At 63.7% G+C, this 25,481-nt stretch carries 25 protein-coding genes; 17 read left to right on the forward strand and 8 right to left on the reverse strand.

Annotated elements, in window-relative coordinates; translation table 11 throughout:
* A complete protein-coding gene (locus CTATCC11996_RS04230) occupies nucleotides 1-963 on the forward strand; it encodes an MBL fold metallo-hydrolase (protein WP_003073463.1) in 963 nt (320 codons plus the stop codon).
* A 101-nt stretch (nucleotides 964-1,064) separates the two neighbouring features.
* Here the strand turns inward: CTATCC11996_RS04230 and CTATCC11996_RS04235 are convergent, their stop codons facing one another.
* Nucleotides 1,065-1,865, reverse strand: coding sequence for a siderophore-interacting protein (locus CTATCC11996_RS04235; RefSeq protein WP_034348207.1), 801 nt, complete (start codon nucleotides 1,863-1,865; stop codon nucleotides 1,065-1,067).
* 67 nt (nucleotides 1,866-1,932) lie between these two features.
* Here CTATCC11996_RS04235 and CTATCC11996_RS04240 point away from each other — a divergent pair, with 67 nt between their 5' ends.
* The 3 genes from CTATCC11996_RS04240 to CTATCC11996_RS04250 all read left to right on the forward strand — a co-directional run bounded on the left by CTATCC11996_RS04240 (nucleotide 1,933) and on the right by CTATCC11996_RS04250 (nucleotide 5,953).
* Nucleotides 1,933-2,376: a MarR family winged helix-turn-helix transcriptional regulator gene (locus CTATCC11996_RS04240; protein ID WP_003073467.1), complete on the forward strand. Its 444-nt coding sequence runs from the start codon at nucleotides 1,933-1,935 to the stop codon at nucleotides 2,374-2,376.
* 339 nt (nucleotides 2,377-2,715) lie between these two features.
* Entirely contained in the window at nucleotides 2,716-5,073 is a 2,358-nt protein-coding gene (locus CTATCC11996_RS04245) for a catecholate siderophore receptor Fiu (RefSeq protein WP_003073468.1), read from the forward strand.
* Nucleotides 5,074-5,272: 199 nt separating this feature from the next.
* Nucleotides 5,273-5,953, forward strand: coding sequence for a Fe2+-dependent dioxygenase (locus CTATCC11996_RS04250; RefSeq protein ID WP_003073470.1), 681 nt, complete (start codon nucleotides 5,273-5,275; stop codon nucleotides 5,951-5,953).
* Between the two features lie 28 nt (nucleotides 5,954-5,981).
* On the opposite strand, the gene CTATCC11996_RS04255 is transcribed toward CTATCC11996_RS04250, so the two are convergent.
* From CTATCC11996_RS04255 to CTATCC11996_RS04265, 3 genes are all read right to left on the reverse strand, one after another.
* Entirely contained in the window at nucleotides 5,982-6,554 is a 573-nt protein-coding gene (locus CTATCC11996_RS04255; protein ID WP_003073472.1) for a DUF4124 domain-containing protein, read from the reverse strand.
* A gap of 209 nt (nucleotides 6,555-6,763) precedes the next feature.
* Complete coding sequence (locus CTATCC11996_RS04260; RefSeq protein ID WP_003073474.1) at nucleotides 6,764-8,944, reverse strand: TonB-dependent receptor domain-containing protein; 2,181 nt, start codon at nucleotides 8,942-8,944, stop codon at nucleotides 6,764-6,766.
* Nucleotides 8,945-9,301: 357 nt separating this feature from the next.
* The gene (locus CTATCC11996_RS04265; protein WP_003073476.1) at nucleotides 9,302-11,281 is read right to left on the reverse strand and encodes a lytic transglycosylase domain-containing protein; all 1,980 of its coding nucleotides are present in this window, start codon (nucleotides 11,279-11,281) and stop codon (nucleotides 9,302-9,304) included.
* A gap of 15 nt (nucleotides 11,282-11,296) precedes the next feature.
* On the opposite strand from CTATCC11996_RS04265, the gene CTATCC11996_RS04270 reads away from it, so the two are divergent.
* Nucleotides 11,297-11,869 carry a 5-formyltetrahydrofolate cyclo-ligase gene (locus tag CTATCC11996_RS04270; RefSeq protein WP_003073478.1) on the forward strand — a complete coding sequence of 191 codons (573 nt, stop codon included), beginning with the start codon at nucleotides 11,297-11,299 and terminating at the stop codon, nucleotides 11,867-11,869.
* A gap of 27 nt (nucleotides 11,870-11,896) precedes the next feature.
* Nucleotides 11,897-12,157 carry a hypothetical protein gene (locus CTATCC11996_RS04275; protein WP_003073480.1) on the forward strand — a complete coding sequence of 87 codons (261 nt, stop codon included), beginning with the start codon at nucleotides 11,897-11,899 and terminating at the stop codon, nucleotides 12,155-12,157.
* Nucleotides 12,158-12,274: 117 nt separating this feature from the next.
* Here CTATCC11996_RS04275 and queC read toward each other — a convergent pair whose 3' ends face one another.
* Nucleotides 12,275-13,039 (reverse strand): 7-cyano-7-deazaguanine synthase QueC, encoded by a 765-nt coding sequence (gene queC, locus CTATCC11996_RS04280; RefSeq protein ID WP_003073482.1) that lies wholly within the window; start codon nucleotides 13,037-13,039, stop codon nucleotides 12,275-12,277.
* Between the two features lie 116 nt (nucleotides 13,040-13,155).
* Here queC and CTATCC11996_RS04285 point away from each other — a divergent pair, with 116 nt between their 5' ends.
* From CTATCC11996_RS04285 to adhP, 3 genes are all read left to right on the forward strand, one after another.
* Nucleotides 13,156-13,836 (forward strand): glutathione S-transferase family protein, encoded by a 681-nt coding sequence (locus CTATCC11996_RS04285; RefSeq protein ID WP_003073486.1) that lies wholly within the window; start codon nucleotides 13,156-13,158, stop codon nucleotides 13,834-13,836.
* A 59-nt stretch (nucleotides 13,837-13,895) separates the two neighbouring features.
* Nucleotides 13,896-15,158, forward strand: coding sequence for a multifunctional CCA addition/repair protein (locus tag CTATCC11996_RS04290; RefSeq protein ID WP_003073490.1), 1,263 nt, complete (start codon nucleotides 13,896-13,898; stop codon nucleotides 15,156-15,158).
* A gap of 293 nt (nucleotides 15,159-15,451) precedes the next feature.
* Nucleotides 15,452-16,486: an alcohol dehydrogenase AdhP gene (adhP, locus tag CTATCC11996_RS04295; protein WP_003073495.1), complete on the forward strand. Its 1,035-nt coding sequence runs from the start codon at nucleotides 15,452-15,454 to the stop codon at nucleotides 16,484-16,486.
* A gap of 75 nt (nucleotides 16,487-16,561) precedes the next feature.
* Here adhP and trxC read toward each other — a convergent pair whose 3' ends face one another.
* Nucleotides 16,562-16,996 (reverse strand): thioredoxin TrxC, encoded by a 435-nt coding sequence (trxC, locus tag CTATCC11996_RS04300; RefSeq protein ID WP_003073498.1) that lies wholly within the window; start codon nucleotides 16,994-16,996, stop codon nucleotides 16,562-16,564.
* 208 nt (nucleotides 16,997-17,204) lie between these two features.
* Nucleotides 17,205-17,405 (reverse strand): DUF2905 domain-containing protein, encoded by a 201-nt coding sequence (locus tag CTATCC11996_RS04305; protein ID WP_012839950.1) that lies wholly within the window; start codon nucleotides 17,403-17,405, stop codon nucleotides 17,205-17,207.
* A gap of 208 nt (nucleotides 17,406-17,613) precedes the next feature.
* On the opposite strand from CTATCC11996_RS04305, the gene CTATCC11996_RS04310 reads away from it, so the two are divergent.
* On the forward strand, nucleotides 17,614-18,600 hold the full coding sequence (locus CTATCC11996_RS04310; protein WP_003073508.1) for a Bug family tripartite tricarboxylate transporter substrate binding protein: 987 nt from the start codon (nucleotides 17,614-17,616) through the stop codon (nucleotides 18,598-18,600).
* A gap of 29 nt (nucleotides 18,601-18,629) precedes the next feature.
* On the opposite strand, the gene CTATCC11996_RS04315 is transcribed toward CTATCC11996_RS04310, so the two are convergent.
* A complete protein-coding gene (locus tag CTATCC11996_RS04315) occupies nucleotides 18,630-19,757 on the reverse strand; it encodes a class I SAM-dependent methyltransferase (RefSeq protein WP_172590566.1) in 1,128 nt (375 codons plus the stop codon).
* A 9-nt stretch (nucleotides 19,758-19,766) separates the two neighbouring features.
* On the opposite strand from CTATCC11996_RS04315, the gene CTATCC11996_RS04320 reads away from it, so the two are divergent.
* The 7 genes from CTATCC11996_RS04320 (at nucleotide 19,767) to CTATCC11996_RS04350 (ending at nucleotide 25,360) form a co-directional block, all read left to right on the forward strand.
* Nucleotides 19,767-20,552, forward strand: a complete 786-nt coding sequence (locus CTATCC11996_RS04320) for an SDR family oxidoreductase (protein WP_003073512.1) — start codon at nucleotides 19,767-19,769, stop codon at nucleotides 20,550-20,552.
* A 25-nt stretch (nucleotides 20,553-20,577) separates the two neighbouring features.
* A complete protein-coding gene (locus CTATCC11996_RS04325) occupies nucleotides 20,578-20,949 on the forward strand; it encodes a dihydroneopterin aldolase (RefSeq protein WP_003050921.1) in 372 nt (123 codons plus the stop codon).
* A complete protein-coding gene (gene ttcA, locus CTATCC11996_RS04330) occupies nucleotides 20,943-21,938 on the forward strand; it encodes a tRNA 2-thiocytidine(32) synthetase TtcA (protein WP_003067973.1) in 996 nt (331 codons plus the stop codon). Before CTATCC11996_RS04325 ends, ttcA begins: the two co-directional genes overlap by 7 nt.
* Nucleotides 21,939-22,021: 83 nt before the next feature.
* A complete protein-coding gene (locus CTATCC11996_RS04335; protein ID WP_003073515.1) occupies nucleotides 22,022-22,753 on the forward strand; it encodes a DUF4136 domain-containing protein in 732 nt (243 codons plus the stop codon).
* Nucleotides 22,754-22,855: 102 nt separating this feature from the next.
* Nucleotides 22,856-23,338 (forward strand): YjjA family protein, encoded by a 483-nt coding sequence (locus CTATCC11996_RS04340; protein WP_003050913.1) that lies wholly within the window; start codon nucleotides 22,856-22,858, stop codon nucleotides 23,336-23,338.
* Between the two features lie 212 nt (nucleotides 23,339-23,550).
* The gene (locus tag CTATCC11996_RS04345) at nucleotides 23,551-24,192 is read left to right on the forward strand and encodes a histidine phosphatase family protein (protein ID WP_003073518.1); all 642 of its coding nucleotides are present in this window, start codon (nucleotides 23,551-23,553) and stop codon (nucleotides 24,190-24,192) included.
* Entirely contained in the window at nucleotides 24,176-25,360 is a 1,185-nt protein-coding gene (locus CTATCC11996_RS04350; RefSeq protein WP_003073522.1) for a DSD1 family PLP-dependent enzyme, read from the forward strand. Before CTATCC11996_RS04345 ends, CTATCC11996_RS04350 begins: the two co-directional genes overlap by 17 nt.
* Nucleotides 25,361-25,481 lie beyond the last annotated feature (121 nt).

Genomic DNA, 25,481 nt, shown 5'->3' on the forward strand with positions numbered 1-25,481 from the left:
ATGAATGCATCCCCGGCAATGCATGTCCCACTGCCGCCCGGCATGACCGTGCTGGAGCGCGGCTGGCTGTCGGCCAACAACATCGTCTTTGCCGCGCAGGCCGGCGATGCCGAAGGCGCTGCCGTCATCGACACCGGCTATGTCACGCATAGCGCGCAAACCCTGGCGCTGATCGAAAGCACGCTGGCAGGTCAGCCGCTGGCGCGCATTCTCAACACCCATCTGCACAGCGACCATTGCGGCGGCAATGCCGCGCTGCAGCAGGCTTATCCACAGGTGCAGACCTTTATCGCACCAGGCCAGGCCGAGCAGGTACGCAGCTGGGACGAAGCCGCCCTCAGCTACGCCCCCACGGGCCAGGAATGCCCACGCTTTGCCATCACGGGCCTGCTGCAGCCAGGCAGCACGGTACGCCTGTCGGGCCGCGACTGGCAGATCCATGCAGCCCCGGGCCATGATCCGCATTCGGTGATTGTGTTCGAGCCCGACAGCCGCATCCTGATCTCTGCCGATGCGCTATGGGAAAACGGCTTTGGCGTGGTCTTCCCCGAGATCGAAGGCATTGCCGCCTTTGACGAGGTCGCCGCGACACTGGACGTGATCGAGCGCCTGGAGCCTCAGCTTGTCGTACCCGGACACGGCGGCTTGTTTGGCGATGTGCAGACGGCTCTGGGCATTGCCCGCAAGCGGCTGGCCGGCTTTGTCCAGGCGCCGGAGCGCCATGCCAGCTATGCCGCCAAGGTGCTGCTCAAATACAAGCTGCTGGAGTGGCAAAGCATCGGAGTGCAGGAGCTGCAGGACTGGGTTCATGCCACCCCCTATTTCGACACTCTGCACCAGAGCTACTTTGGCGCGCAAACTGCACAGCAATGGCTGGACAGCCTGATCGAGAGCCTTGTGGCCAGCGGCGCAGCCGAGCTGCGGCGCGATGGGGCCGATACTCCCATCCTGCTCAACCGCTGACGCGGGTCGGATGACGTACGATCAGTGACGCGCGATGGCGGCAGGAGGAGCATCGAGCGCTCGGCGCCCCAGGGCTGCGGATCAGGAAGGCGGTTGCCTCCTCAGTCATTCGCGCTCAGTTCCTCGTGGTGGGCGGCCTCGCCCTGCTTCCAGTAGGAGGCAATCCGCATGCGCTTGGGATTGGCACCGGGCTTGGCCAGAATGCGCTTGCGCAGATCGGCCATGGCACGATTCTCGCCCGCCGCCCAGACAAAGCCCTCGCCTTCGGGCAGCTCCAGCGCATCGACGGCAGCGGCCAGGGACTCCACCCACTGCAGATCCAGCTGCGCAGCGCTGCTCCAGCGGCGCTGGTCTGCCGGATTGCCGATCTGCACCCGCACGATGGCGCGGCTGCCGGCCGGCAGTTCCGCCAGGCGGCGCTCCATGGCGGGCATGGCGCTTTCATCGCCCAGCAGCACATGCCAGTCCAAATCGGCGGGCACGACCAGGCTGCCGCGCGGGCCGGCCAGGCCCAGCCACTGACCGATGGGTGCCGTGCGCGCCCATTCCACGGCCGGGCCCGAGCCATGCTCGGCGAACTCCAGCTGCAGCGTGTTGCGGGCCGCGTCGTAGTTCAGCGGCGTGTAGTCGCGCATGGTGGGGCGCTCGCCGTCGATATGGGGGCGACCGTCAACAATCTGCGGCAGATTGGGCCTGTCCATCCCGGCCTGGGGCAGGATGAGCTTGGTATGGTCGTCAAAGCCCGCGCTGACAAAGCCTGCCAGCTCGGGGCCGCCCACGGTCAGGCGGATAAAGCCGGGGCTGAGCTGCTCGCGCGCCAGCAACTGCACATGGCGCGAGCGGAATTCGTGGCGTACACGCTGCATGATGGACACTGTCTCGGTGTTGGACATGATTTTCATTAAGTTGATAAAGTCCACTAAATATCCATCAATAAGTTGACTAAGTCAACAAACAACCTTTCCCACCATGAGTTCATCCATCGCTGCCGAAGTGTTCGAGGTGCTGCACGATCTGCTGCACCAGTTTCGCGCGCGCCTGCTTGAGTCGCTTGAAGCAGTGCAACCGGGGCTGACCTTCAACGAATTCCGCATCCTCATGCACACCGGCCGCCACCCCGGCATCACGCAAAAGGAACTGGTCGAGCACAGTCACACCGACAAGGCCCAGATGGCGCGCACCCTGGCCCAGTTGCAGGACAAGGGCTGGCTGGAGCGTTCGGCCAGCGAAGCCGACAAGCGCGTGCGCTGCCTGCAGCTCAGCGCCCGGGGACAACAGTTGTTCGATCAGCTCAGACACCGGCGCGAGCAGATAGCCACCGAGCTGCTCAGCGACTTTCCCGAAGCCCAGCAGGGCTTGCTGCATGGGCTGCTGCTGCAGGCCAGGGACAGCGCCCAGGCTACGCGACCGTAAAGACTCTTAAAAAAGAAGCATCCAGCGCACGCTGCTCGATGATTTCAATGCTCTAGTACCTTGAAATGCAGATAGAAAGGGCGGTAACAGCTCTCATATTCGAAGTGAAGCGAGTGCCCGCCTATGCCGACCATGTTGCTGTGCAACAACGCCAGACATTATTCTCCGTAAACTTTCGCAAAGTTATATTAAGAATCATTATCATTCGCTGCATTCGTACCCGAGTACGCTTTAGCCAGCCAGGACTTCGCCAGCACGCCCTCCGGCGTCTGCGGCCGCATCACAAGTGCAGACAGCCCACACCCGCCAGCCAACTGTCTTCACCCAAGTCCTTTCAACATGGCTCAATCCAACATCTATATCCAAAGCCGCAAGCATTCTGCGGGTCGCTTGCCTTCCTCCGCCGGTCTGGTCGCCTGCGCCACCGTGCTGGCCGGTGCCACCCTGGCAATGCCGGCACTGGCCCAGTCTGCGGAAACCACACTCAAGGAAGTCAAGGTGGAAGGCAATGCCGACACCGGCTACACGCCCGGCCAGCTGTCTTCGCCCAAGTTCACCCAGCCGCTGGTCAACACCACGCAGACCGTCAACGTCATCAAGGAGCAGCTGCTGCAGGAGCAAGGCGCCACCACGCTGACAGAGGCGCTGCGCAATGTGCCCGGCGCCGGCACCTTCTACGCAGGCGAGAACGGCAACACCAGCACGGGCGACGCCGTCTATATGCGTGGCTTCGACAGCTCCAGCAGCATCTATGTGGACGGCGTGCGCGACATCGGCTCGATCTCGCGCGATATGTTCAACATTGATCAGGTCGAGGTCACCAAGGGCCCAGCCGGCACCGACTACGGCCGCAGCGCCCCCACCGGTGCCATCAACCTGGTGAGCAAGCAGGCCAATCTGAACAACAGCTTCGGCGGCTCGCTGGGCCTGGGTTCGGCCAGCTACAAGCGCGCCAGCATCGACCTGAATCGCGTCGTCAATGCCGAGACCGGCACGGCCGTGCGCCTGAACGCCATGGCGCAGGACGCCAATGTGGCGGGCCGCAACGGCATCGAGAACAACCGCTGGGGTATTGCACCTTCGATTGCTTTCGGCCTGAACTCTCCCACCCGCGTGTTCGTGAACCTGCTGCACATCAAGCAGAGCAATGTGCCCGACGGCGGCGTCGCCACCATCGGCCTGCCCGGCTACACCTCGCCCGACGCTGCAGGCTATGCAGGCCGCCGCGCCTTTCTGGATTCGGCAGCACGCGTCAACAGCAAGAACTTCTACGGCACGGCCTCCGATCACGACGATGTGACGGCCACCATGGCCACGCTGAAGGTGGAACATGACTTCACATCCACCACCAAGCTGCGCAACACCACGCGCTGGGGCGAGACCAAGCAGGACTATCTGCTCTCGGCCATCATGGGCCAGGGCTATTCTGCGAGCGGAGTACTGGGCAGCAATGGTCTGCAGACTCCCAACCCCGCCGATCCATCCACATGGTCGATGGCGCGCCTCATCAACACCAAGGATCAGGTCAACCGCATCCTGACCAACCAGACCAATCTGAACACCAGCCTTGCCACCGGCAGCGTGCAGCATGATCTGAGCCTGGGCCTGGAGCTGACGCGCGAGGAACAGACCAATTACGGCCTGGCCACCTCGGGCTCGGTACCCAGCCGGGTCAGCGTATACAACCCCGACGCCAGCGTCACTTTGCCTGCCTATGTACGCAACGGTGCCGACAGCAAGGGCAAGACCGACACCGTGGCGCTGTATGCCTTCGACACGCTGAAATTCAACGACCAGTGGCAGGCCAATCTGGGTCTGCGCCTGGACCGTTACAAGACCTCGTACAACGCCATGGCGGTCTGCGCGGCCAGCTCGACTACCCAGCCCTGCGGCAGCAACCCTGTGGGCACCGTGGTGCCCACCACGTCGGACGGCCTGAGCAAATCCGGCACCTTGCTGAGCTGGAAGGCCGGCGTGCTCTACAAGCCCGCCCCCAATGGCAGCGTCTATCTGAACTACGCTCTCTCGCAGCAGCCACCGGGCGGCAGCAACTTTGCGCTGTCGGCCGCGGTGAACAATGCCGCCAACCCGAATATGGACCCGCAAAAGGCCAAGACGCTGGAGCTGGGCAGCAAATGGGAGCTGGCGGAAAAGAATCTGATGCTCAGCGGCGCGCTGTTCCGTACTGAGGTGACCAATGAGATCGTCACCAACTCCGACGGCACCGTGGGCCAGACCGGCAAGAAGATCGTGCAGGGCCTGGAGCTGGGCGTGATCGGCCAGATCAACAAGGCCTGGGGCGTGAGCGCGGGCTATACCGTGCAGAACACCAAGGTCGACACCGGCGCCCTGGTGGCAGCCGACGCCAGTAACGGCCTGACCTATACGCCCAAGAATGCCTTCAGCCTGTGGAGCACCTACCAGTTGCCCTTCGGCCTGACGATTGGCGGCGGCGCGCGCTATGCGGGCGGCCTCAAGCGCGGCACCGACGGTGCCGTGGGCACGCCCAGCCACACGGACTCCTACTGGGTGTTTGACGCCATGGCCAGCTACCGCGTGAACAAGAATCTGGACATCCAGCTCAATGTCTTCAATCTGTTCGACAAGGACTATGTGGCGGCCATCAACAAGAGCGGCTACCGCTACTTCCCCGGCATTGCACGCTCGGCCCGCCTGACGGCAAACTTCAAGTTCTGATTGGAAGTTCTCCCCCTGAGGCGCTCCGCGCCTTCCCCCTCTCTGGCGCTGAGCGCCGGAGGGGGACGACATCTTCGCTGCGGGGCGGCCCTTGCTCGCTGTCTCTTACCTGGATCGCGCCGTCTTCAGCGGCAGCGATCCACTTTCCGACTTGCAGCCTCGCCCAAGCGGGGCTTCTCCATTTCAAAGAATTCTCACCATGATGCTGCATATCCCACAGGTCCTGAGCCGCGAGCAGGTCGCCAGCATGCGTGCTGCCATCGATGCCGCAGACTGGGTCGACGGCCGCGCCACCGTGGGCAGCCAGGGCGCCCAGGTCAAGCGCAACCGGCAGCTGCCCGAGCACTCGCCCGTGGCCCAGGAGCAGGGCCGCATCATCTTGCAGGCGCTGGCAGCCAGCCCGCTGTTTTTCAGCGCCGCCCTGCCCGCGCGCACCATGCCGCCGCTGTTCAACCGCTACAGCGACAGCGAGACCTACGGCCTGCATGTGGACGGCGCGGCGCGCCGCGTCGCAGGCTCCGAGCAGTGGCTGCGCACCGATGTGTCCTGCACGCTGTTTCTCTGCGAGCCCGAGGACTACGAGGGCGGCGAGCTGGTCGTGGTCGACACCTATGGCACGCACGAGGTCAAGCTGCCTGCGGGCGACCTCATCCTCTACCCCTCCACCAGCTTGCACCGGGTCGAGCCCGTCACGCGCGGCGAGCGGGTCTGCTCCTTCTTCTGGGCACAGAGCATGGTGCGTGACGATGCGCGCCGCGCCATGCTGTTCGAGATGGATCAGGCCATCACCGGCCTGCGCGGAAAACTTGGCGAAACCGAGGAGACCGTGAGCCTGACCGGCCACTATCACAACCTGCTGCGCATGTGGGCCGAGACCTGAGAACGTGTTCTGAAAGCGGCCGAACTGCTCAGGGCCTGTGCTTTTCGGCGCAGCCGACCAGATGGTTGTACATGCTGGTCATGCACTGGTACATATCGCGCGAGCGTCCCGTGGCGGCCTTGCAGTCGCTGACCGTGGCCTGGGAGCGCAGCTTCACGAAGTTGCCCGCCGAGCTGTCGTACTGGGCCTGGGTGATATAGCCGCCCTTGAGGTTTTTCTGGCCGTTTTCCAGCATGGTCTCGATCTGGCTGCGAATGTTGTCCACCGCCAGCGCGCAGTTCAGCGCCACCTCCTTGCCGTCGACCTTTCTCAGGCCCTGGGCCAGACCGTCGGCCATTTCCTGAGCGCCCTTGGGCAGCTTCCTGGTGCCGTCGGGATTGCGTGCCTCGGCTCCTTCGCCAAAGCGCCCCGCGCCCGCCCCCGAGCTGCCGTTGGGCGAGACCTTGACCTGCGACGCATCCGCCTGCTGCGGCGGCAGTTGCGAGCCGTAATGCGTCTGCCCCTGCGCATCCACCCATTTGTAGACGGGCTGCGCCATCAGGGCACCGACCCAGACCAGTCCCAGCGTGGCGATGAGCACGCGGCCTCTTGCTGCTGACATTGCTACTTTCTCCCTCACTCGGTATGGATCTGCCATCCGCAGAAACGATCTTTGTAAAGAAGTGTAAACAATAATCAGCAATATGAAAACAGGAGCTGCCTGCGCTTCTTCATCCTTGATTTCAGACCTAAATCAGTTTGAAACCCATGGTTAAAGTACGCTGACAGCTCCTGATTCAGAAGCTCATGCCGCGGCTGAAGCGCTCAGCCTCAGAACTTCATGTTCGCCGTGACCCAGAAGGTACGACCGGCCTGGGTCACGCCCGACACCGAGGAGCCGCCCTGGAAGTAGCTGTTCACCCAGGTCGGCGTGCCGTTGACGCTGACCTGCTGGTACTTGCGGAAATCCTTGTCGAACAGATTGAAGATGCTGGCGTTGATGCTCAGGCTCTTGTTGACCTGATAGCTGCCGCCCAGATGGAACAGCGCATAGCCCTTGATATCGCCCACGGCATCAAACACGGCCTTGTTGGCTGAGCTCAGATTGTCGTAGGAGCCGCTGAAGCGCGGGCTCTTGCTGCGGTACTCGCCGCGTGCCCACAGACGCCACTGGCTGGTCGGGGTCCAGTCCAGCTGGGCGCTGGCAATATGCTTGGCGGTATTGGCCAGCTGACCGTTCTTGCGGCCTCCTTCGATCACCTCGCTGTTGGTCCAGGTATAGCCGGCCTTGACAGCCCAGTCCTTGGCCAGCTGGGCGCGGCTGCTCAGCTCCAGACCCCAGGTCTTGGCCTTGTCCACGTTGATGGAGTAATCGGCCGTGGGATTGAAGGCGCAGCTGGAGATGGCCGAAGTCAGGCAGGAGCCGCCCGAGGCGATCTTGTCCTTGACATCGTTGTGGAAGAAGGTCGCTGCGCTGGTCCAGCCTGCCTTGTTGTCGAACAGGGCCGACAGCTCCACATTGGTGCTGGTCTCGGGCTTGAGGTTGGGGTTGCCGATATTGATGGTCTGGCCCTGGCCGCTAATGCCGCTGACACCGTCGATCAGCTGATTCAGGCGCGGAGCCTTGAAGCCCTGACTCACGCCGCCCTTGAAGGTCCAGTTCGTCGTCGCATCCCAGACCAGATAGGCACGCGGGCTGAACTGGCCGCCAAAGGCGTCATGGTGGTCATAGCGGCCGCCCAGCGTGGCGGTCAGGCCCTGGCGCAGGCGCCACTCGTCTTCCACGAACAGCGACCACATGGTCTGCTTGTGGCTTTGCGGCAGCAGCCCGTCCTTGAGCTTGGCATCCCAGAACTGGCCGCCCACGGTCAGCATATGGGCATCACCCAGAGGCGCCACCAGCTTGCTGTCCAGCACGAGATTGGTGGTCTTGAGCTCGCGATCGGCGCCAGCACGCGGGTCGCCCTTGGGCACCGACGCGCCGGGGATGGTGCGGCCAATAGTTTCGGTCTCGGTGTGCATCAGACTGCTTTCCAGCGTGCCAAAGCCCAGGCGGCTGGTGTGACCGATGCTGACCTGGTCGCGGTTGAAACGTAGCGCATCGCGATAACCGGGCTGCGAACCAGGCTTGGCAACCGCATCACGATTGCCCAAACGGCCATCCTCGTTGTTGTACCAGGTGCGGGCCTGGTCCACGTCCAGCCAGATATCGTGATAGCGGCTGGGCGTCAGCGTCAGCTTGGCGCCCAGACTGTGCTGGCGGCTCTGTGCCGGCGCAGGGTTGCGTGCACCGGCGGGCTGTGCGGCGCCAGGGGCCAGCACCCAGTCGGCCGCATCGCGGTTGAAGGTGCTGCCACGCACGGCCAGGCCCAGCACGTCCTGCTTGATGGGGCCGTTGATGTAGAAGCTGCTCCTGTACTGGTTGCCCCATTCGCTGTCTTGTGGAATGCCGGCGCCCACGCTGACTTCGCCACCCCACTCCTTGCTGACCTTGCGCGTGATGATGTTGATCACGCCGCCCATGGCGTCCGAGCCATAGAGCGTGGACATGGGGCCGCGAATGACTTCGATACGCTCGATGGCCGACATGGGCGGCATGAAGCTGGTCAGCGCCGCACCAAAGCCGTTGGGCGTGACGTCGCCCGCCACGTTCTGGCGGCGCCCGTCGATCAGGATCAGCGTGTAGTCGCTGGGCATGCCACGGATGCTGATGTCGAGACCGCCGGTCTTGCCGGTGCCGCCCATCACATCAATGCCTTCCACGCCCTGCAGGGCTTCAGCCAGATCGCGGAAGTTCTTGGTCTCAAGCTCCTGGCGCGTCACGACGGAGATGGAGGCCGGGGCATTTTTCAGCTCTTGCTCGAAGCCGGAGGCCGAGACCACCACCTCCTCCATGGTGGACTCCCTGGCCTGCGCAAAGGCATTGCCGGCGCATGCGGCGGCAGCGGCCAGGGCCAGTAAACGGGGTTGCCAGCGAATATGGCGGGTGCGACTCAGAGCTGCGTTGGACATGATGACTCCTCGGCCTGCCTTGGGCAGGTCGTTCACAGATACGGGTAGGAAGCGGCGGCCCGGTGGGCCTTCTGGACAGCTGGCAAGCAGCTAATGGGAGACAAAGCCGAGGTTGTATGTGACGTTATGGGCTCTGACGGTTGCAATTATGTACTTTTGTAAACGCAAACCAGTCTCATTCGCCATCTGTTTGTAGGTTATTCACCTACAAGGGGCTTTGCATGCTATTTCGCGCGCGCCTCGGCGCGGGTCTTGTTTGAGCACTTGAAGAGTTCAATAAAAAAAGCGCTCCACACCTTTCAGGCAGAGCGCTTTTTACTATCATTAAATGAGCAATCAGCTCATCGAAACACCCACTTATGGCAAGTCCTTCATGGTCTCGGGATCATTGGCCGGGCGCGGGCCTATGGTGCCCAGTCGGCTTTTGAGCGACTGAGGCTGGCCGGTGATCAGCGCCGCATAGTTGGTCGTGTTGGAGAGCACCTTCTTCACATAGTCGCGGGTCTCGCTGAAGGGCACGTTTTCGGCCCAGATGGCGGCATCCAGCGTGGGGCCGTTGCGCCAGTTGCGCGGGCGGCCCGGGCCGGCGTTGTAACCCGCGGCAGCCAGCGCCATTGAGCCCTCGAAGTCATCCAGCGCCAGCTTGAGATAGGAGGTGCCGATGGTGATGTTGGTGTCGCGGTCGTTGATCATGTCGGGCGTGAAGCCCGTCATGCCGATCTTCCTGGCCGTCCAGCGCGCCGTGGCCGGCATCACCTGCATCAGCCCCGAAGCGCCCACGCCCGAGCGTGCATCCATGATGAAGCGGCTCTCCTGACGGATCAGGCCATAGACATAGGCCGGATCCAGCCCGATATTGCGCGACTTGGCCAGCACCGTGTCGTGATAGGGCATGGGAAAGCGCTGCTTCCAGTCGGCAAAGGTCTTGGTGCGCTCGCTGGTGTTGATGCAGCGATCCCAGACCTGACGCTCGCAGGCCAGATCGGCCGCCGCATACAGCTCGCGATCTTCCATGCCTCCCGGCTGGTGCAGATTGGTGGAGTAGTTCCACTCGCGCACGCCTTCGCTGCGCAGGCCCATGCCAATCGCATACAGGCTGCGGCTCAGGCCGGGGTTGCTGCGCGCCGCCGCCTTTTCCTGCGCCGTCAACGGCGCGGGCGCGGGCGGCACGGTGATGCGCTGCCCGATTTCCTCCAGCGCCAGCTGCTCGTAGAAGCTGCTGCTGCCGGCCGTGTCCTCCAGCAGCTGGCGGGCTTCGGCCTTTTCCTCGGCATTGGGGCGGCCCGCCAGCATGGCCTTGGCTTTCCAGTAGGCCCAGGTCGGGTCGGTGCGCTCCGGCCCCATGGCGTCGATGGCGCGGCGCACGGCCTTCCAGTCGCCGGCGCGCAACGCAGCACGGGCCTTCCAGCCCAGCAGGTCGTCGCTCAGGTCCTCGTTGCGGCGTACCTTGCCGAAATAGCTATTGGCATCGGGCGAGAGCTTGAAGGCGGCCTGCTTGCCGGCCACGGCCCAGGCCCAGTTGCGCTCCTCGCCGTTGAGCTGGGCACCCCAGCCGCCGTCGATCTGCGTGGCGGCCGCATCGGGGTCGCTGGCCGCCATGCGGATCAGGGCCAGCAGGGCCAGCTCCTTGCGCTCGCGCCCGCGTGCCTTGCTCTGGCCTGCCAGGTATTTGGCGGGCGAGGCAAACACCTGCGCCACCTGGTCGGCGGCCTCGGGAGCGACGATGGCCACCGCATCACGGGCCGCCTTCTGGCGATTGGCTTCGGTGGCCACACGGGCACGGCGCCAGACATCGGCGTCGGTGATCAGCTTGTTCGCATACAGCTGGCCGGCAGCCGTGGTGCAGCCGTCATCGGCATCTTTTTGCGCCATCCACAGATCGCGCACCTGCTGGCCCACATTGGGCGCGCCCCGGCCTTGCAAGGCGTCGGCCAGCAGGGCGTAGCAGGTGACGGACTTGTCGTCGCGCATACGGAACTTGGGATAGACCTGACTGAAGGTGTTCCAGTCGCGCTGCTTGCCCAGCAGCAGCAGCCAGTCGTTGCGCAAGCGGTCTTCCTGGTAGGTGCCGGCATAGCGGTTCAGAAAGCCCTGGATTTCATCGGGCGATGCGGTTTCCAGGCGGTTCTTGAGTTCCCAGTAAGCGGCCCAAGGTTCGAGAGGGTGACCGGCAGCCTGAGGCAGGAGCTGGGTCAGCGCCGTCTGATTGCGGCTGCGGAATGCTTTTTGCATGTCCAGCAACACGGCATCGCCCGAGTTCTGTGCCTGCGCAAACGGAGCAGCTACAGTCAGCAGGGATGCCGCACAAAGCGGTGTCAAAATCTTCAGCCAGTGCATGGAGGAAATTATCCGATGGACAAAGCAGCGTTACGCCGCAAGTTGATTGAACTGCGCCTCAACCTTCCAGATCGCCTGCAACGCGCCGATGCGCTGCAGCAGGTGATGCGCTTTTGGCTGATGGAGCGGCCCGATACCGTGATTGGTGCCTACTGGCCCATCAAGGCAGAGTTCGATCCGCTGCCAGCCCTGCATCGCTGGAAGGAAGATGGCGAGCTACAGGGTACTCCACAAAGGCGCAGAATCGGGCTGCCGGTGATAGACAAACAGCGCAAGACGCTGAGTTTTCACGCCTGGTACCCCGGTTGCCCGATGGAGGAGGACGCCTATGGCATTCCCAAGCCCAAGGATACCGAACTGCTGGTGCCCACGCTGCTGTTTGTCCCCTGCGTAGGCTACGCGGCCGGCGGCTACCGCCTGGGCTATGGCGGCGGCTTCTATGACCGCACGCTGGCCGAGCTGAGCCCGCGCCCCTTCACCGTGGGTCTGGGCTATACCAATGGCTATGTCGATGACTTCCAGCCCGAGGCCCATGACCTGCCGCTGGACGCCATCCTCAATGACAACGGCGTGGTCTGGCCTGTCTAAACTTTGAATCGCTTTGATTGCTTTGCCATGAGTCGTCCCCGCAAGAACATTCCCCAGCGCCGCTACCGCCCGCGCCCTCCGCTGACCGTGATGCAGCTGCCGCTGACTGCGCCAGAGCTGCAGCGGCTGCAAGCCCATATGCGCCGCCATGGCGCGCTCGGCCTGACACCGCGCCAGCACGATGCCATCTGGGATTTTCTGTTCGAGCGCCCGGAAAGCCAGACCTGGCTCAGCCAGATGACGGCGCAGATCCAGGCTGGGCAGATCGCCACGCGGCCCAGCGCCTGATCGGGTTCGTCGAAAAAAATGCTCCTTATTAGGGAGCATTTACCATATTCAATCAAAGGACTTCAGAGCTTTATCAGTCTGAAGTCCTTTTTTATCAAGCGCAAGAAGCTATCAATTTCAAGTTGCAGACTGACTGGCGCGCCAGTTGCGCCAGCCCGATGCACGCAGCTCGCAGGCTGGGCAGCTGCCGCAGCCATAGCCCCATTCGTGCAGCACATCGCGCGTGCCCTGGTAGCAGGTATGGGTCTCGGTGCGAATCAGCTCCACCAGCTCGCTGCCGCCCAGATCATGGGCCAGCTGCCAGGTCTGGGCCTTGTCCAGCCACATCAGCGGCGTATCGATGCGCAGCCGGCGCTCCAGGCCCAGGTTCAGTGCCAGTTGCTGGGCCTTCATGGTGTCGTCGCGGCAATCGGGGTAGCCCGAATAATCGGTCTCGCAGACGCCGGTGACGATCACCGTCAGGCCGCGCCGATAAGCCAGCGCACCGGCCAGCGTCAGAAACAGCAGGTTGCGGCCCGGCACAAAGGTGTTGGGCAGGCCGTCGGCCTGCATGGCAAAAGCCACATCCTCGGTCAGGGACGAGCCGCCGATCTGCTTGAGCACGTCGAGCGACAGCACATGGTCCTCGCCCAGACGCGGCGCCCACTGGGGAAAGCGCTCAGCCAGCTGCTCACGCACGCCTGCGCGCACCTGCATCTCCACGCTGTGGCGCTGGCCGTAGTCAAAGCCCAGCGTCTCCACACGCTCGAACATGGCCAGGGCCTGAGCCAGGCAGGTGGTCGAGTCCTGGCCGCCCGAGAACAGCACCAGCGCGCCCTTGTGGTGACCAGCCCCTGCCACATGCGCGGCCAGGTTTGCAGAAGAAGTGGAAGTATTTGCCATAGTGGAGCCAATTACATCATCAGCCGCAGCGCCCCGGCATGACTGTGGAATCAAAACACACAGACCGCCCGCCCCAAGCTTGATAAGCTGCTCGGCAAATCACACAGGAGTCCGCCATGAAGCTCTATATCGGCAACAAGAACTACTCATCCTGGTCCATGCGCCCCTGGGTGCTGATGCGCCAAAGCGGCATCAGCTTCGAAGAGCTCACACTGCGCTTTGACAGCTTTGCGCCCGACTCCAGCTTCAAGCTGCAGGCGCTGGCACTCGCCCCCACCGGCAAGGTGCCGCTGCTGGTCGATGAGGGGCTGGTCATCTGGGACAGCCTGGCCATCTGCGAATATCTGGCCGAGCGTTTTCCGGAAAAGCATCTATGGCCGCAGACCGTGGCCCAGCGCGCCCGTGCACGCAGCCTGGTGGCACAGATGCACAGCGGCTTTGGTGCGCTGCGCAGCCTCTGCCCCATGAATATCGAAGCCCAGTTGCAGGAGACCGGTGCCCGGCTCTGGGCCGAGCATGCCGATCTGCGCAGCGATGTCCAGCAGCTCGAAGAACTCTGGACCCCGCTGCTGAGCATCGCCAGCGGCCCCATGCTGTTTGGCCACTTCAGCATTGCCGATGCCTTTTTTGCGCCGGTGTGCATGCGCATCAACAGCTACGGCCTGCCGACCTCGGCCCCGGTACGCGCCTATATACAGCGCATCACCCAGCTGCCCGCCACCCAGGAATGGATTCAGGCGGCTCTGGCCGAGCAGGATTTTCTGCAGTTCGAAGAGCCTTATCGCCAGCAGCGCTGAGTCCGCAATCCCGCAATCGCGGTATCTGCACGCCGGCTCGCAGCCACTACCATTGCAGCATGAGTGAATTCAAGGTTTTCAAGGTAGGCGGCGCAGTGCGCGATGCATTGCTGGGCCTGCCCGTCAACGATACGGACTGGGTGGTGGTTGGCGCCACGCCGGAGCAGATGAGCGCGCGCGGCTTCGTGCCCGTGGGGCGCGACTTTCCGGTGTTTCTGCACCCCCAGACCCATGAGGAATATGCGTTGGCGCGCACCGAGCGCAAGAACGGCATGGGCTATCGCGGCTTTGTGGTCCACACCGCCGCCGATGTGACGCTGGAAGAAGACCTGGCGCGACGCGATCTCACCATCAACTCCATCGCTGCTCCCGCAGACTGGACAGGCAACGGCGACCTCGAAGACCTGGTGGATCCCTATCGCGGCCAGCAGGATCTGAAGGATCGCGTGCTGCGCCATGTGACCGATGCCTTCCGCGAAGACCCGGTACGCATTCTGCGTCTGGCCCGCTTTGCGGCGCGCTTCACCGACTTCTCCGTCGCACCCGAGACCATGGAACTCATGCACGAGATGGTGGCGGCCGGCGAGGTCGATGCCCTGGTGCCCGAGCGCGTGTGGCAGGAAATCAGCCGCGGCCTGATGGAGGCCCAGCCCTCGCGCATGTTCAACATCCTGCGCGAATGCGGAGCTCTGGCCCGGCTGTTGCCCGAACTCGACAAGCTCTGGGGCGTGCCCCAGCGCGCCGAGTACCACCCCGAGATCGATTGCGGCGTGCATGCCATGATGGTGCTGGACATGTCGGCCCGCTTGCAGACACCGCTGTCCGTGCGCTTTGCCTGCCTGTGCCATGACTTCGGCAAAGGCACCACGCCGGCCGATGTACTGCCCCGCCATATCGGCCACGAACAGCGCAGCGCCCGCCTGCTGCTGCAGGTCTGCGAGCGCTGGCGCGTGCCCAACGACTGCAAGGAGCTGGCCGAGGTCGTGGCACGCGAGCATGGCAACATCCATCGCAGCCACGAGCTCAATGCCGCCGCCCTGCTGCGCCTGCTGGAGCGCTGCGATGCCATCCGCAAGCCCCAGCGCTTCGAGGAAGCCTTGCTGGCCTGCGAATGCGACGCACGCGGACGTCTGGGCTTTGAAGAGGCGGCCTACCCGCAGCGCCAGCGCCTGGGCAATGCTCTGACGGCGGCTCTGGCCGTGGAAACCGCCCCCGTTGCCCAGGCGGCAGCGCAGCGCGGCCTCAAAGGCAAGGCCATTGGCGACGCAGTGAGCAAGGCGCGCGAGCAGGCGATTGCTGCCTATCTGGAAGGCGGCGCCTAGCAGTCCGCGCGCCGAGGCCAACGGGGCAGGGATGGGCGCGGCTTGAGTTAAGTCAAAGACGGTATGCTGCAGCCATTGCACAGTACGAGACGGCTGCGGCGGTTCGCTCCGCCCGGGCCATGCAGCGGATCACGAAACCCGCTGCAACCCCCATGCCATACCGGCATGGTTTTAGAACGTGCTTACGATCGCGCTCCAACGCGGCTACGTAGAAATCGTAAACACGTTCTTATACGGGCAAGTCTCCGGCCTACAGGTCTGGGCCTTGCCTTCTACTTCAAGGAGGTGCTCTGATGTCCTTACCCCAGACCATGAAAGCCGCCGTGGTGCGTTCCTTCGGGAAGCCGCTCACGATTGAAGAAATGCCGGTGCCCCGACCGACAGACGATCAGATCCTGGTCAAGATCGCGGCTTCCGGCGTCTGCCACACCGATCTGCATGCGGCCGAAGGCGACTGGCCTGTCAAGCCTCATCCGCCCTTCATTCCCGGCCACGAGGGCGTGGGCTATGTGGCTGCGGTGGGCAAGAACGTCAAGCATGTCAAGGAAGGCGATCGCGTGGGCGTGCCCTGGCTGCACAGCGCCTGCGGCTTCTGCCGCCACTGCATAGGCGGCTGGGAGACCTTGTGCGAATCTCAGACCAATACCGGCTATTCGGTCAACGGCGGCTTTGCCGACTACGCACTGGCCGATCCCAACTATGTGGGCCATCTGCCATCGAACGTGAGCTTTATCGACGTCGCTCCCGTGCTCTGCGCCGGGGTCACGGTGTACAAGGGGCTGAAAGTCACCGATGCCAAGCCCGGCGACTGGGTGGTGATTTCCGGCATCGGCGGCCTGGGACATATGGCCGTGCAATATGCCAAGGCCATGGGCTTCAACGTCGCGGCGGTCGACATCGACGACAGCAAACTCGCTCTGGCGCGTCAGCTGGGCGCAACCGTCACTGTCAACGCCAGGACCACCGATCCGGCGGCCTATCTGCAAAGAGAGATTGAAGGCGCCCATGGCGTGCTGGTCACGGCCGTGTCGCCCAAGGCTTTCGAGCAGGCGCTGGGCATGGTGCGTCGCGGCGGCACGATTTCGCTCAACGGCCTGCCGCCCGGCGACTTTCCGCTGCCGATCTTCTCCATGGTGCTCAAGGGCATCACGGTACGCGGCTCCATCGTCGGCACGCGCCTGGACCTGCAGGAGTCGCTGGACTTTGCAGCTCAGGGCAAGGTCAAGGCCACCGTATCCACCGACAAGCTGGAAAACATCAACGACATCTTTGCCCGCATGCACGAAGGCAAGATCGAAGGCCGCGTGGTGCTGGACATCGCCGCCTGAGCCAGGCTGGCGCCCCGGCCGTGTCACCGCAGGCCATGCCCTGGTGATGCAGCCGGGAGCGCGAAAATCCGCCGCTCAGCTCACCGATCGCACCCAGCGCACGATCTCCGATGCAGGCAGCGCCCCGGAGATGCGTGCCAGTTCCCGGCCTTCCTTGAAGATCACCATGGTCGGAATGCTGCGGATGCCAAAGGGTGCTGCAGCCTGCGGATAAGCCTCGGTATCGAGCTTGGCCAGCTGCGCCTGCCCCGCCAGCTGCTGCGCCGCCTGGGCAAAGGCCGGCGCCATCATGCGGCAGGGGCCGCACCAGGGGGCCCAGAAATCCACGACCACCGGCAACTGGCTGCGACCGGTGTGCCGGGCAAAGCTGTCGTTGTCCAGGGCCACGGGCTCGCCCGTCACCAGCGGCTGGTGGCAGCTGCCGCAATCGGGCTGATTACCCAGTTGCTCTTTGGCGATGCGATTGGTGGTGTGGCAATGAGGGCAGACGTAGTGCAGGGATTCGGACACGGGGCAACCTTTCTGGGATTTACGCAAACAAGAATGCGACAACGGCCCGCCTCCTGAGACAGGCGCCTTGCCTGAACCCGCTTTGCGTAAGTCGTACTTTCTTTGGCAATGCCTGACGATGCCAGCAGGCACTGCTCGGGCTCAGGCCCGTATGTGCAGCCAAAGCCTGCAGATTCAAGTCGGCCAGCGTCAGAGCGTGGCTGCGATCTCAGAGCTTCACAAAGCGGGCAATCAGCGCGGCTACCACGCTGAGCAGCACCGTGCTGGCCACCGGCAGGAAGAACTCCTTGCCGAACAGGCGAAAGCGGAAGTCGCCGGGCAGACGCCCCAGCCCTATGCGCTGCAGCCAGCCGTGCAGCCCGTTGACGAGCAACAGGGCCAGAAAAATGACGATCAACCAGCGAATCATGAGGCCGCAAGTATAGAGGCGCACCGCCCTGGCGACCCGCGCGCCCATGCTGTCAGGCAGCCATTCCGTTTATGCATGACATGCTTCCCAAAGATTGATTGACCTCAATTACACCCTCTGCCCATGATGTCCAAGCCCTGCGCCATGCAGGGATCGGGCCCATGCGTCTGCCGTCACGGCCCGCCAACTACAAACAACGAGACATACCGTGCCCCAGACCTTTTCACGCAAACAGTTTCTCCTGAGCGCAGCGCTGCTAGGCGCCAGCCTGGCCCTGCCGGCCGCGGCCGACAGCTTCCCCAATCGCCCGCTCAAGCTGGTCGTGCCTTTCTCGCCCGGTGGCAACACCGATGTCGTGGCGCGCCTGGTCGGCCAGGGTCTGGCCGAGGCCCTGGGGCAGCCGGTCGTGGTGGAGAACGTCCCCGGCGCCAACGGAGCCATCGGTGCCAGCCGCGTCGCAGCGGCCGCCAATGACGGCTACACCCTGCTGTTCGGCACGGCGGGCACGCAGGCCATCAATCCCAGCCTGTACCGCAATCTCAGCGAGAAAAGCCTGGACGACTTCGAGTACATCGCGCTGGTGACCTCGATTCCCAACGTACTGGTGGTCAACGAGTCCAGAACACCGGTCAAATCGGTGGCCGAGCTGGTGAGCCATGCGCGCGAGCGCCGCACCGGCATGAGCTATGGCTCGCCGGGCATGGGCTCCACCGTGCATCTGTCGGGCGAGCTGCTCAAGAGCGCCGCCAAGCTCGACCTGATCCACGCGCCCTACAAGGGCAGCGCTCCGGCACTCACCGATCTGATCGGCGGGCAGATCGATTTCATCTTCGAGAACATCACACCGGCGCTGCCCTTCATCCAGAGCGGCAAGCTCAAGGCGCTGGCCGTGACCTCGGCCGAGCGCCTGCCGATGTTGCCCCAGGTTCCGACCATGAAGGAAAGCGGCTTCCCGTCCTTTGTCACCGCCACCTGGAACGGCGTTCTGGCACCCAAGGGAACACCGCGCGCCGCAGTCCAGCGCCTGGAAGCGGCCACGCTCAAGGTGGCCAGCAGCCCCGAGTTCAAGGCCCGCGTCGCGGCCCTGGGCGGCGAGCCCCGCCTGCTTGGCTCGACCGCCTTCCGCGACTTCACACGCACCGAGTACAAGCACTGGGGCAGCATCATCCAGGCCGCCAAGCTCGAAAAGCAGTGAGCGCGCCAGGCACGCAGACGCTATAGCCGCTATAGCCGGTACGTGCGGTCGCCCTGCACAAAGCCCAGCGGCGTCCAGGGCTCCACGCCCTTGGACAGGGCAACGACCTTGAACAGCTCGCCCATCTCATGCTCCATGACCAGCTTGGAGGCCATGGAGCGGGCCTTGATGCCGGCCGCATCCAGGCGGGGCGCAAGCCCGCAGTTGATGAGAAAGTGCGCCTGATTGGTATAGCCCAGCACATCGAAGCCCGCATCCTGGGCCGCCACGGCCGTGCCCGTGAAATTGACGTGGGCCGTGATGTCCTTGAGGCCGACCAGCACCAGCGGATCGTTGTCCACCTGATGCTGGTAGTGGCAGACCAGGGTCCCCATATGGCGCTGCTCGTGGTAGTACTCGCTCTCGCCAAAGCCGTAATCGATGAAGAAGGCGGCTCCCCGGGTCAGACGCTCGCCCAGGGTGTGGATAAACGCCTCGCCCTGGCGGTGGATTTCGGTCAGAAAATCATGCGGCCCGCCGATATCCACAGGCGGGCGCAGTTCGGTGGCTCGGTCCTCCCAGGCGAAGGCCGCTTCATCGCCACCCGCGCCGAGCACCACGCCGCGCTCATGCCATTGGCCTGCGGTGCGCTGCAGCAGCTGCACCGGCATGGCATCCAGCACCTCGTTGCCGATGATCACGCCTTCCATGGTCTCGGGCAGCGCGTCCACCCAGCGCACCAGATGTTCGTACCGCATCAGCGCCAGCTTCTGGCGCGCACGCAGCGTGCCCGAGAGATCGACGATGGTGTAGCGCTCTGGCAACGCCTCCTGAGCCGCCAGCTCGTCGAGGATCTGCAGCGCCAGCGCGCCCGTGCCGGCGCCGAACTCCCAGATCTCGCGGGTATTCGTTTTTTGTAGCGCTTCCCGCAATTGGGACGCCACCAGCTGACCAAAAATAGCTGAAATTTCCGGCGCTGTTACAAAGTCGCTGCCCGACTCCGGCATGGTGCCGAACTTGGCCGTTTCATTGGCGTAATAGCCCAGTCCCGGCGCATAGAGCGCCAGCTCCATGAAACGGTCGAAAGGCAACCAGCCGCCCACGGCGGCAATCTCCTTGGCAATGCGGGATTGCAAGGCGCTCGTTAAACTTGAGGGTTCTGTCGTCACAACCCGCATTTTCCACGAATGTCCTCACCCGCCCGACCACGCACAGTATTGGTGACCGGTTCTGCCCGTCGCCTTGGACGTGACATGGCCCTGGCCCTGGCCCGCGCGGGCTGGCAAGTGGCTGTGCACTACCGCGACTCCCGCGATCAAGCTATGCAAACCGTAGCTTCCTGCGCAGAGCTGTCGGGCGATAGCGCCGCTTTTGATGCTGATTTCTTTGACGAGGAATCGGTACGCTCGCTGGTGCCGCGTGTGGTGGAGCGCTTTGGCCGCATCGACGCCGTGGTCAATAACGCCTCGCTGTTCGAACATGACGATGCCCAGAGCTTCAGCTATGTGGCGCTGGAAGCGCATCTGCGCAGCAACACGGGCGCGCCCATCCTGCTGTCCCAGGCGCTGCACGCCCATGTGCAGGAGCGCGTGGTGGCGGGCGAAGAGTCGGCCCAGGGCGCCGTGGTCAATGTGCTGGACCAGAAGCTCTGGAACCAGAACCCCGACTTCCTGAGCTACACCCTCTCCAAGGCGGCCCTGGAAGCAGCCAACACCATGCTCGCCCTGGCTCTGGCACCAAGCGTGCGCGTGGTGGGCGTGGCGCCAGGCCTGACGCTGACCAGCCATATGCTGAGCCAGGAAAAATTCGAGGCCCTGCACGCCATGAGCCCGCTGGGACGCTCCTCCTCGTCCGAGGACATTGCCGCCGCCGTGTGCTTTGCACTGGAAAACCGTTCCATGACGGGCACCACCATGCTGGTCGATGGCGGCCAACATTTACAGCGCTTCGAGCGCGATTTTTCGATGATGTGAGCCCGCCGAGGCCGCACCCTTTTCCATGACTTCCACTTCCGGACAACAGATTCTCACGCTCACCGGCCTGCGCTTTGACGCCAGCCTGGGGATTCTTGCGCATGAGAAACAAGAGCCCCAGCCGATCCAGGTCGATGCCGAACTCAATCTCGGCCCCCAGCCCCTGGCTCCGCGCGATGACGACATCCTCCATGTGCTGGACTACCGCAAGGTGCGCCAGATCATCATCGACGAATGCACCTCCGAGCATGTAAACCTGCTCGAGAGCCTGATCGGCAAGCTGGCCCAGCGCCTGCTGCAGCTGCCAGGCGTGCGTGGCGTGCGTGTGAAAATTGCGAAGCTGGAAATTTTTGACGACTGCGAAGTAGCCATTCGCATCGAAACCGGACAATGGTGAACCCCATGAATGCAGTAAACGACAACCCCTGGATTGCCGAAGAGGCAGAAGCCGCCGATGCTGCGGCCGCAGAGAACGCCAACGGCGAAGAAGCCGCCAAGCCCGGCAAGATCAAGATCGAGCGCGAACAGATCAAGCTCGAAAAGCGCCTGTGCCGCGAAGTGGGCAAGGCCATCCTCGACTACAACATGATCGAGGAAGGCGACAAGGTCATGGTCTGCATGTCCGGCGGCAAGGACAGCTACACCCTGCTCGACATTCTGCGCAAGCTGCAAAAGCGTGCGCCCGTGAAGTTCGACATCGTGGCCGTGAACTTGGACCAGAAGCAGCCTGGCTTCCCCGAGCACGTGCTGCCCGAGTACTTCCAGAGCATCGGTGTGGACTACCACATCGAGAACCAGGACACCTACAGCGTCGTCAAGCGCGTCGTGCCCGAAGGCAAGACCACCTGCGGTCTGTGCTCGCGCCTGCGCCGCGCCATCCTGTACAAGGTGGCCGACCAGCTGGGCTGCACCAAGGTGGCTCTGGGCCATCACCGCGACGACATCGTGCAGACCATGATGCTCAATATGTTCTACGGCGGCCGCATGAAGGGCATGCCGCCCAAGCTGGTCAGCGACGACGGCAAGCATGTGGTGATCCGTCCCCTGTGCTATGTGCCCGAGAAGGACACGACGCGCTGGGCCCAATACCAGAACTTCCCCATCATTCCCTGCAACCTCTGCGGCAGCCAGGACGGCCTGCAGCGCGTGGCCGTGGGCAATATGCTGCGCGAGTGGGACAAGAAGTTCCCCGGCCGCATCGAGAGCATGTTCCGAGCCATGGGCAACATCGTGACCACGCACATGATGGACCCCCAGCTGCACGACTTCAGGAACGCCAAGGCCACGGGCATTGCCGATCCCAACGGCGACATGGCCTTTGACCATGAAGAGCTGCCAACCATGGCCGCCCTGCCCGGCGGGGTACAAGTGGTACAACTGTCCTGAACGGACTTTTGAACTAAAACCGGACCCAGCGGTCCAATCAAAGGCCCATCCCATGGGCCTTTGTCGTTTTCAGAGAAATCATCATGAACCTGCGCAAAACCTCCTTACGCTGGATCGGCCTTGTGGCCCTGACTGCGACGGCTCTGCTGGCCGGCTGCAGCACGGTGCGCGAGGTCAACAGCACGGTGCAGAGCTTTTCCGCACTGAACACCATCCCTGTGCCGGCCACCTACCGGCTGGAGACCCTGCCCTCGCAGCAAGGCCAGGTGAACTTCGCGGCCGTGGAAGCCCAGGCCCAGCATGCGCTGGCCCGCGTCGGCCTGACGCGCGATGACTCGCGCGCCAGCCTGGTGGTGCAGATCAGCGCCATGGCCCGCTATGCGCGCGACTACGCCAGCTGGCCTTATTACGACCCCTACTGGGGTCCGCGCTGGGGCTGGGGCATGAGCTACGGGCGCGGCTTCGGCTGGGGCTTTGGCGGCGGCATGATGTTCAACGAACCGCCGCTGGAGTATTACCGCGCCGTGAGCATCGTCATGCGCGACATCAAGACCCAGCAGATCGTCTACGAAACCTCGGCACAGCGCCAGGATGTATGGACCGACGACCCGGCCATCTTCGGCATTTTGTTTGATGCCGCGCTGACGGGCTTTCCCAAGCCGCCGCAGGGCCAGCGCAATGTGCGCACCGTCATCCAGCCGCCGGGAGCCCAGCCGGCCAGCGGCACGCCGGCAGCTCCTGCACAGCCCGCTGCATCGGCTGCACCAGCCGCCCCGGCCACCGTGGCACCGGCCACCGCGGCGCCGGTACGTTGATTTGCAATCTTCAACAGTTGCCGGGCCTGACGCGTGCTAACGTGCAGCTCGGCTTGAACCGGGGCCTCCTGCCCGGGCCTTCGCCATGAAAAGGATGAAGTCATGAAGAAATTTGCTCTCTCCACCCTGCTTTGCGCCACAGTGGCCGCGGGCTCCTTCAGCGCCCATGCCAGCGGTCTCGGCGACGCCTTGCGCGGTCAGCTGGGCGGCGGCGCGGCCGAGAGCAGCTCCAGCACCTCGGGCCTGGGCGGCATGCTCGGCGGCTCCGGAGGCTCTTCGGCACTGTCGGCCCTGGGCCTGGGCAACCTGAGCTCCGGCACGGCCAGCAATGCCGCCGGTGTCCTCACCTACTGCATGAAGAACAACTACCTGAACGCCGACAAGGCTGCCCAGGTCAAGAATCAGCTGCTGGGCAAGCTGGGACTGGGCCAGAAGGAAGAGCCCAAGGATCAGGGCTACCAGAACGGTCTGATGGGCATGGTCACGGGCGCCGACGGCAAGAGCTTCAGCCTGGACAAGGTCAAGAGCAACCTCAAGGAAAAGGCCTGCGACTTTGTGCTGGACAATGCCAAGTCACTGATCTGACACCGAAAGCCATGGCAGCCGGCGCTTGAAGCGCGGATGCTGCAATGCCCGAAAGGCCTGCGACCGTGGTTGCAGGCCTTTTTTCTTGCCGGCTGCTCCTCGATGCAGGCCGGGCGTCGAAAAGTCTGTAACAACAGACCGGGGTACAGGCAGACTTTGTTTGCAAGACAATGACTGCCTAATAAAACAACCTACGCTGAACGAGCCAAGACATGCACGCCACGCGCATCATTGCCATCCGGCACGGAGAGACAACCTGGAACGTCGATGGACGCATCCAGGGGCATCTGGATATTCCCTTGAACGACACCGGCCTGTGGCAGGCCGAGCAGGCCGCCCAGGCGCTGGCCGACGAGAGCATTGCAGCCATCTACAGCAGCGACCTGCAGCGCGCCCATGTCACGGCGCAGGCGATTGCCCGCACATCCGGCGCCCCGCTGCATGCCACCACCGGCCTGCGCGAGCGCTGCTTCGGCGATTTCCAGGGCCGCACCTTCAAGGATGTGGAAGCCACCCAGCCCGAGGACGCACAGCTGTGGCGCACGCGCAACCCGGTCTATGCCCCGCCCGGCGGCGGCGACTCGCTGCAGGCCTTGCGCGAACGCATCTCCACCACGGTGGACCGGATTGCGCGCCAGCACGAGGGCGAGCAGATCGTGCTGGTCGCCCATGGCGGCGTGATGGACGTGCTCTACCGCCTGGCCACGCGCCAGGACTTCCAGACGCCCCGCACCTGGGAGCTGAGCAACTGCGCCATCAATCGCCTGCTCTGGACGCCTGACGGCCTGTCTTTGGTAGGCTGGGCAGATACCGCACACCTTCAGCAAGGCAGCCGAGATGAAGCACATTCCTGAGCATCTGCAAACCCTGGTCGGCCAGGCCGTCAAACGCATAGACACGCCCGCCCTGGTCATAGACCTGGACGCCATGGACCGCAATATCGAGCGCATGGCCCGCTTTGCCCAGCAGCATGGCGTGCTCTGGCGCCCGCATGCCAAGCTGCACAAGAGCGCGCATATCGCCCATCTGCTCGAGCATGCCGGCGCCTGCGGCCACTGCGTGCAGAAAGTCAGCGAGGCCGAAGCCCTCGCCCAGGGCGGCATCACCAATATCTTCATCAGCAACGAAGTCATCGCCCAGACCAAGCTGGCGCGCGTGGCGGCTCTAGCCAAGGCACTGAATGCCCAGGGCGGCCGACTGGCCCTGGCCGTCGATTGCGAGGAAGGCATCACGCGGCTGGCGCGGGCCCTGCAGGATGCGCAGGCAGGCGATGCGGCCATGGATGTGCTGGTGGAAATCAATGTCGGCCAGAACCGCTGCGGCGCAGAGCCCGGCGAAGCCGCCCTGGCACTGGCACAGGCGATTGCGGCCCAGCCCGTGCTGCGCTTTGCGGGCCTACAGGCCTATCACGGCGGCGCCCAGCATCTGCGCGGCGCCGAGGAGCGCAAGACCGCCATCGAGCAGGTGCTCAAGCTCGTCAACCGTACGCGCCACGAGTTCGACCGCGCCGGCCTGGCCATACCGCTGATCACGGGCGCCGGCACGGGCACCATGGTCAACGAGGCCGCCAGCGGCATCTATGGCGAAATCCAGCCCGGCTCCTTCCTCTTCATGGACGCCGACTACGCCACCAACCAGCGCGACGCGGCCCAGCCCCTGTTCGAGCATGCGCTCTACGTCAAGACCCAGGTCATGTCGCTCAGCAGCGATTACGCCGTCTGCGACGCCGGCCACAAGGCCCATGCCATAGACTCCGGCCTGCCCCGGCTGCATGCGCTGGCGCCTGAAAACGCGCTGCGCTTTGCCAATGGAGGCGACGAGCATGGAGTGCTGCACCCCGATGCCGATGCGGGCAACCACAGCGGCTGGCTGCCCGCCCTGGGCGAGACGCTGTGGCTGATTCCCGGCCACTGCGACCCCACGGTCAATCTGCACGACCATCTGATCGGCGTGCGCGGCGGCCGGCTCAAGGGCGTGGTGGAGCGTATCTTTACCGTGGACGGGCGCGGTGCGCTGACCTGATGTGCTCTTGATTCATGCTTTGATTGCTATATAAAAAATAGCAATTAACGCCTTTCATGCAGTGATCTCAAGGCATAAACAGTCTGAAATTCATGCCTGAAAGGCGCCAACAGCTCTCTTT

Origin of the sequence: Comamonas testosteroni ATCC 11996 (assembly GCF_000241525.1) — a bacterium.
Classification (GTDB): Bacteria; Pseudomonadota; Gammaproteobacteria; order Burkholderiales; family Burkholderiaceae_C; genus Comamonas; species Comamonas testosteroni.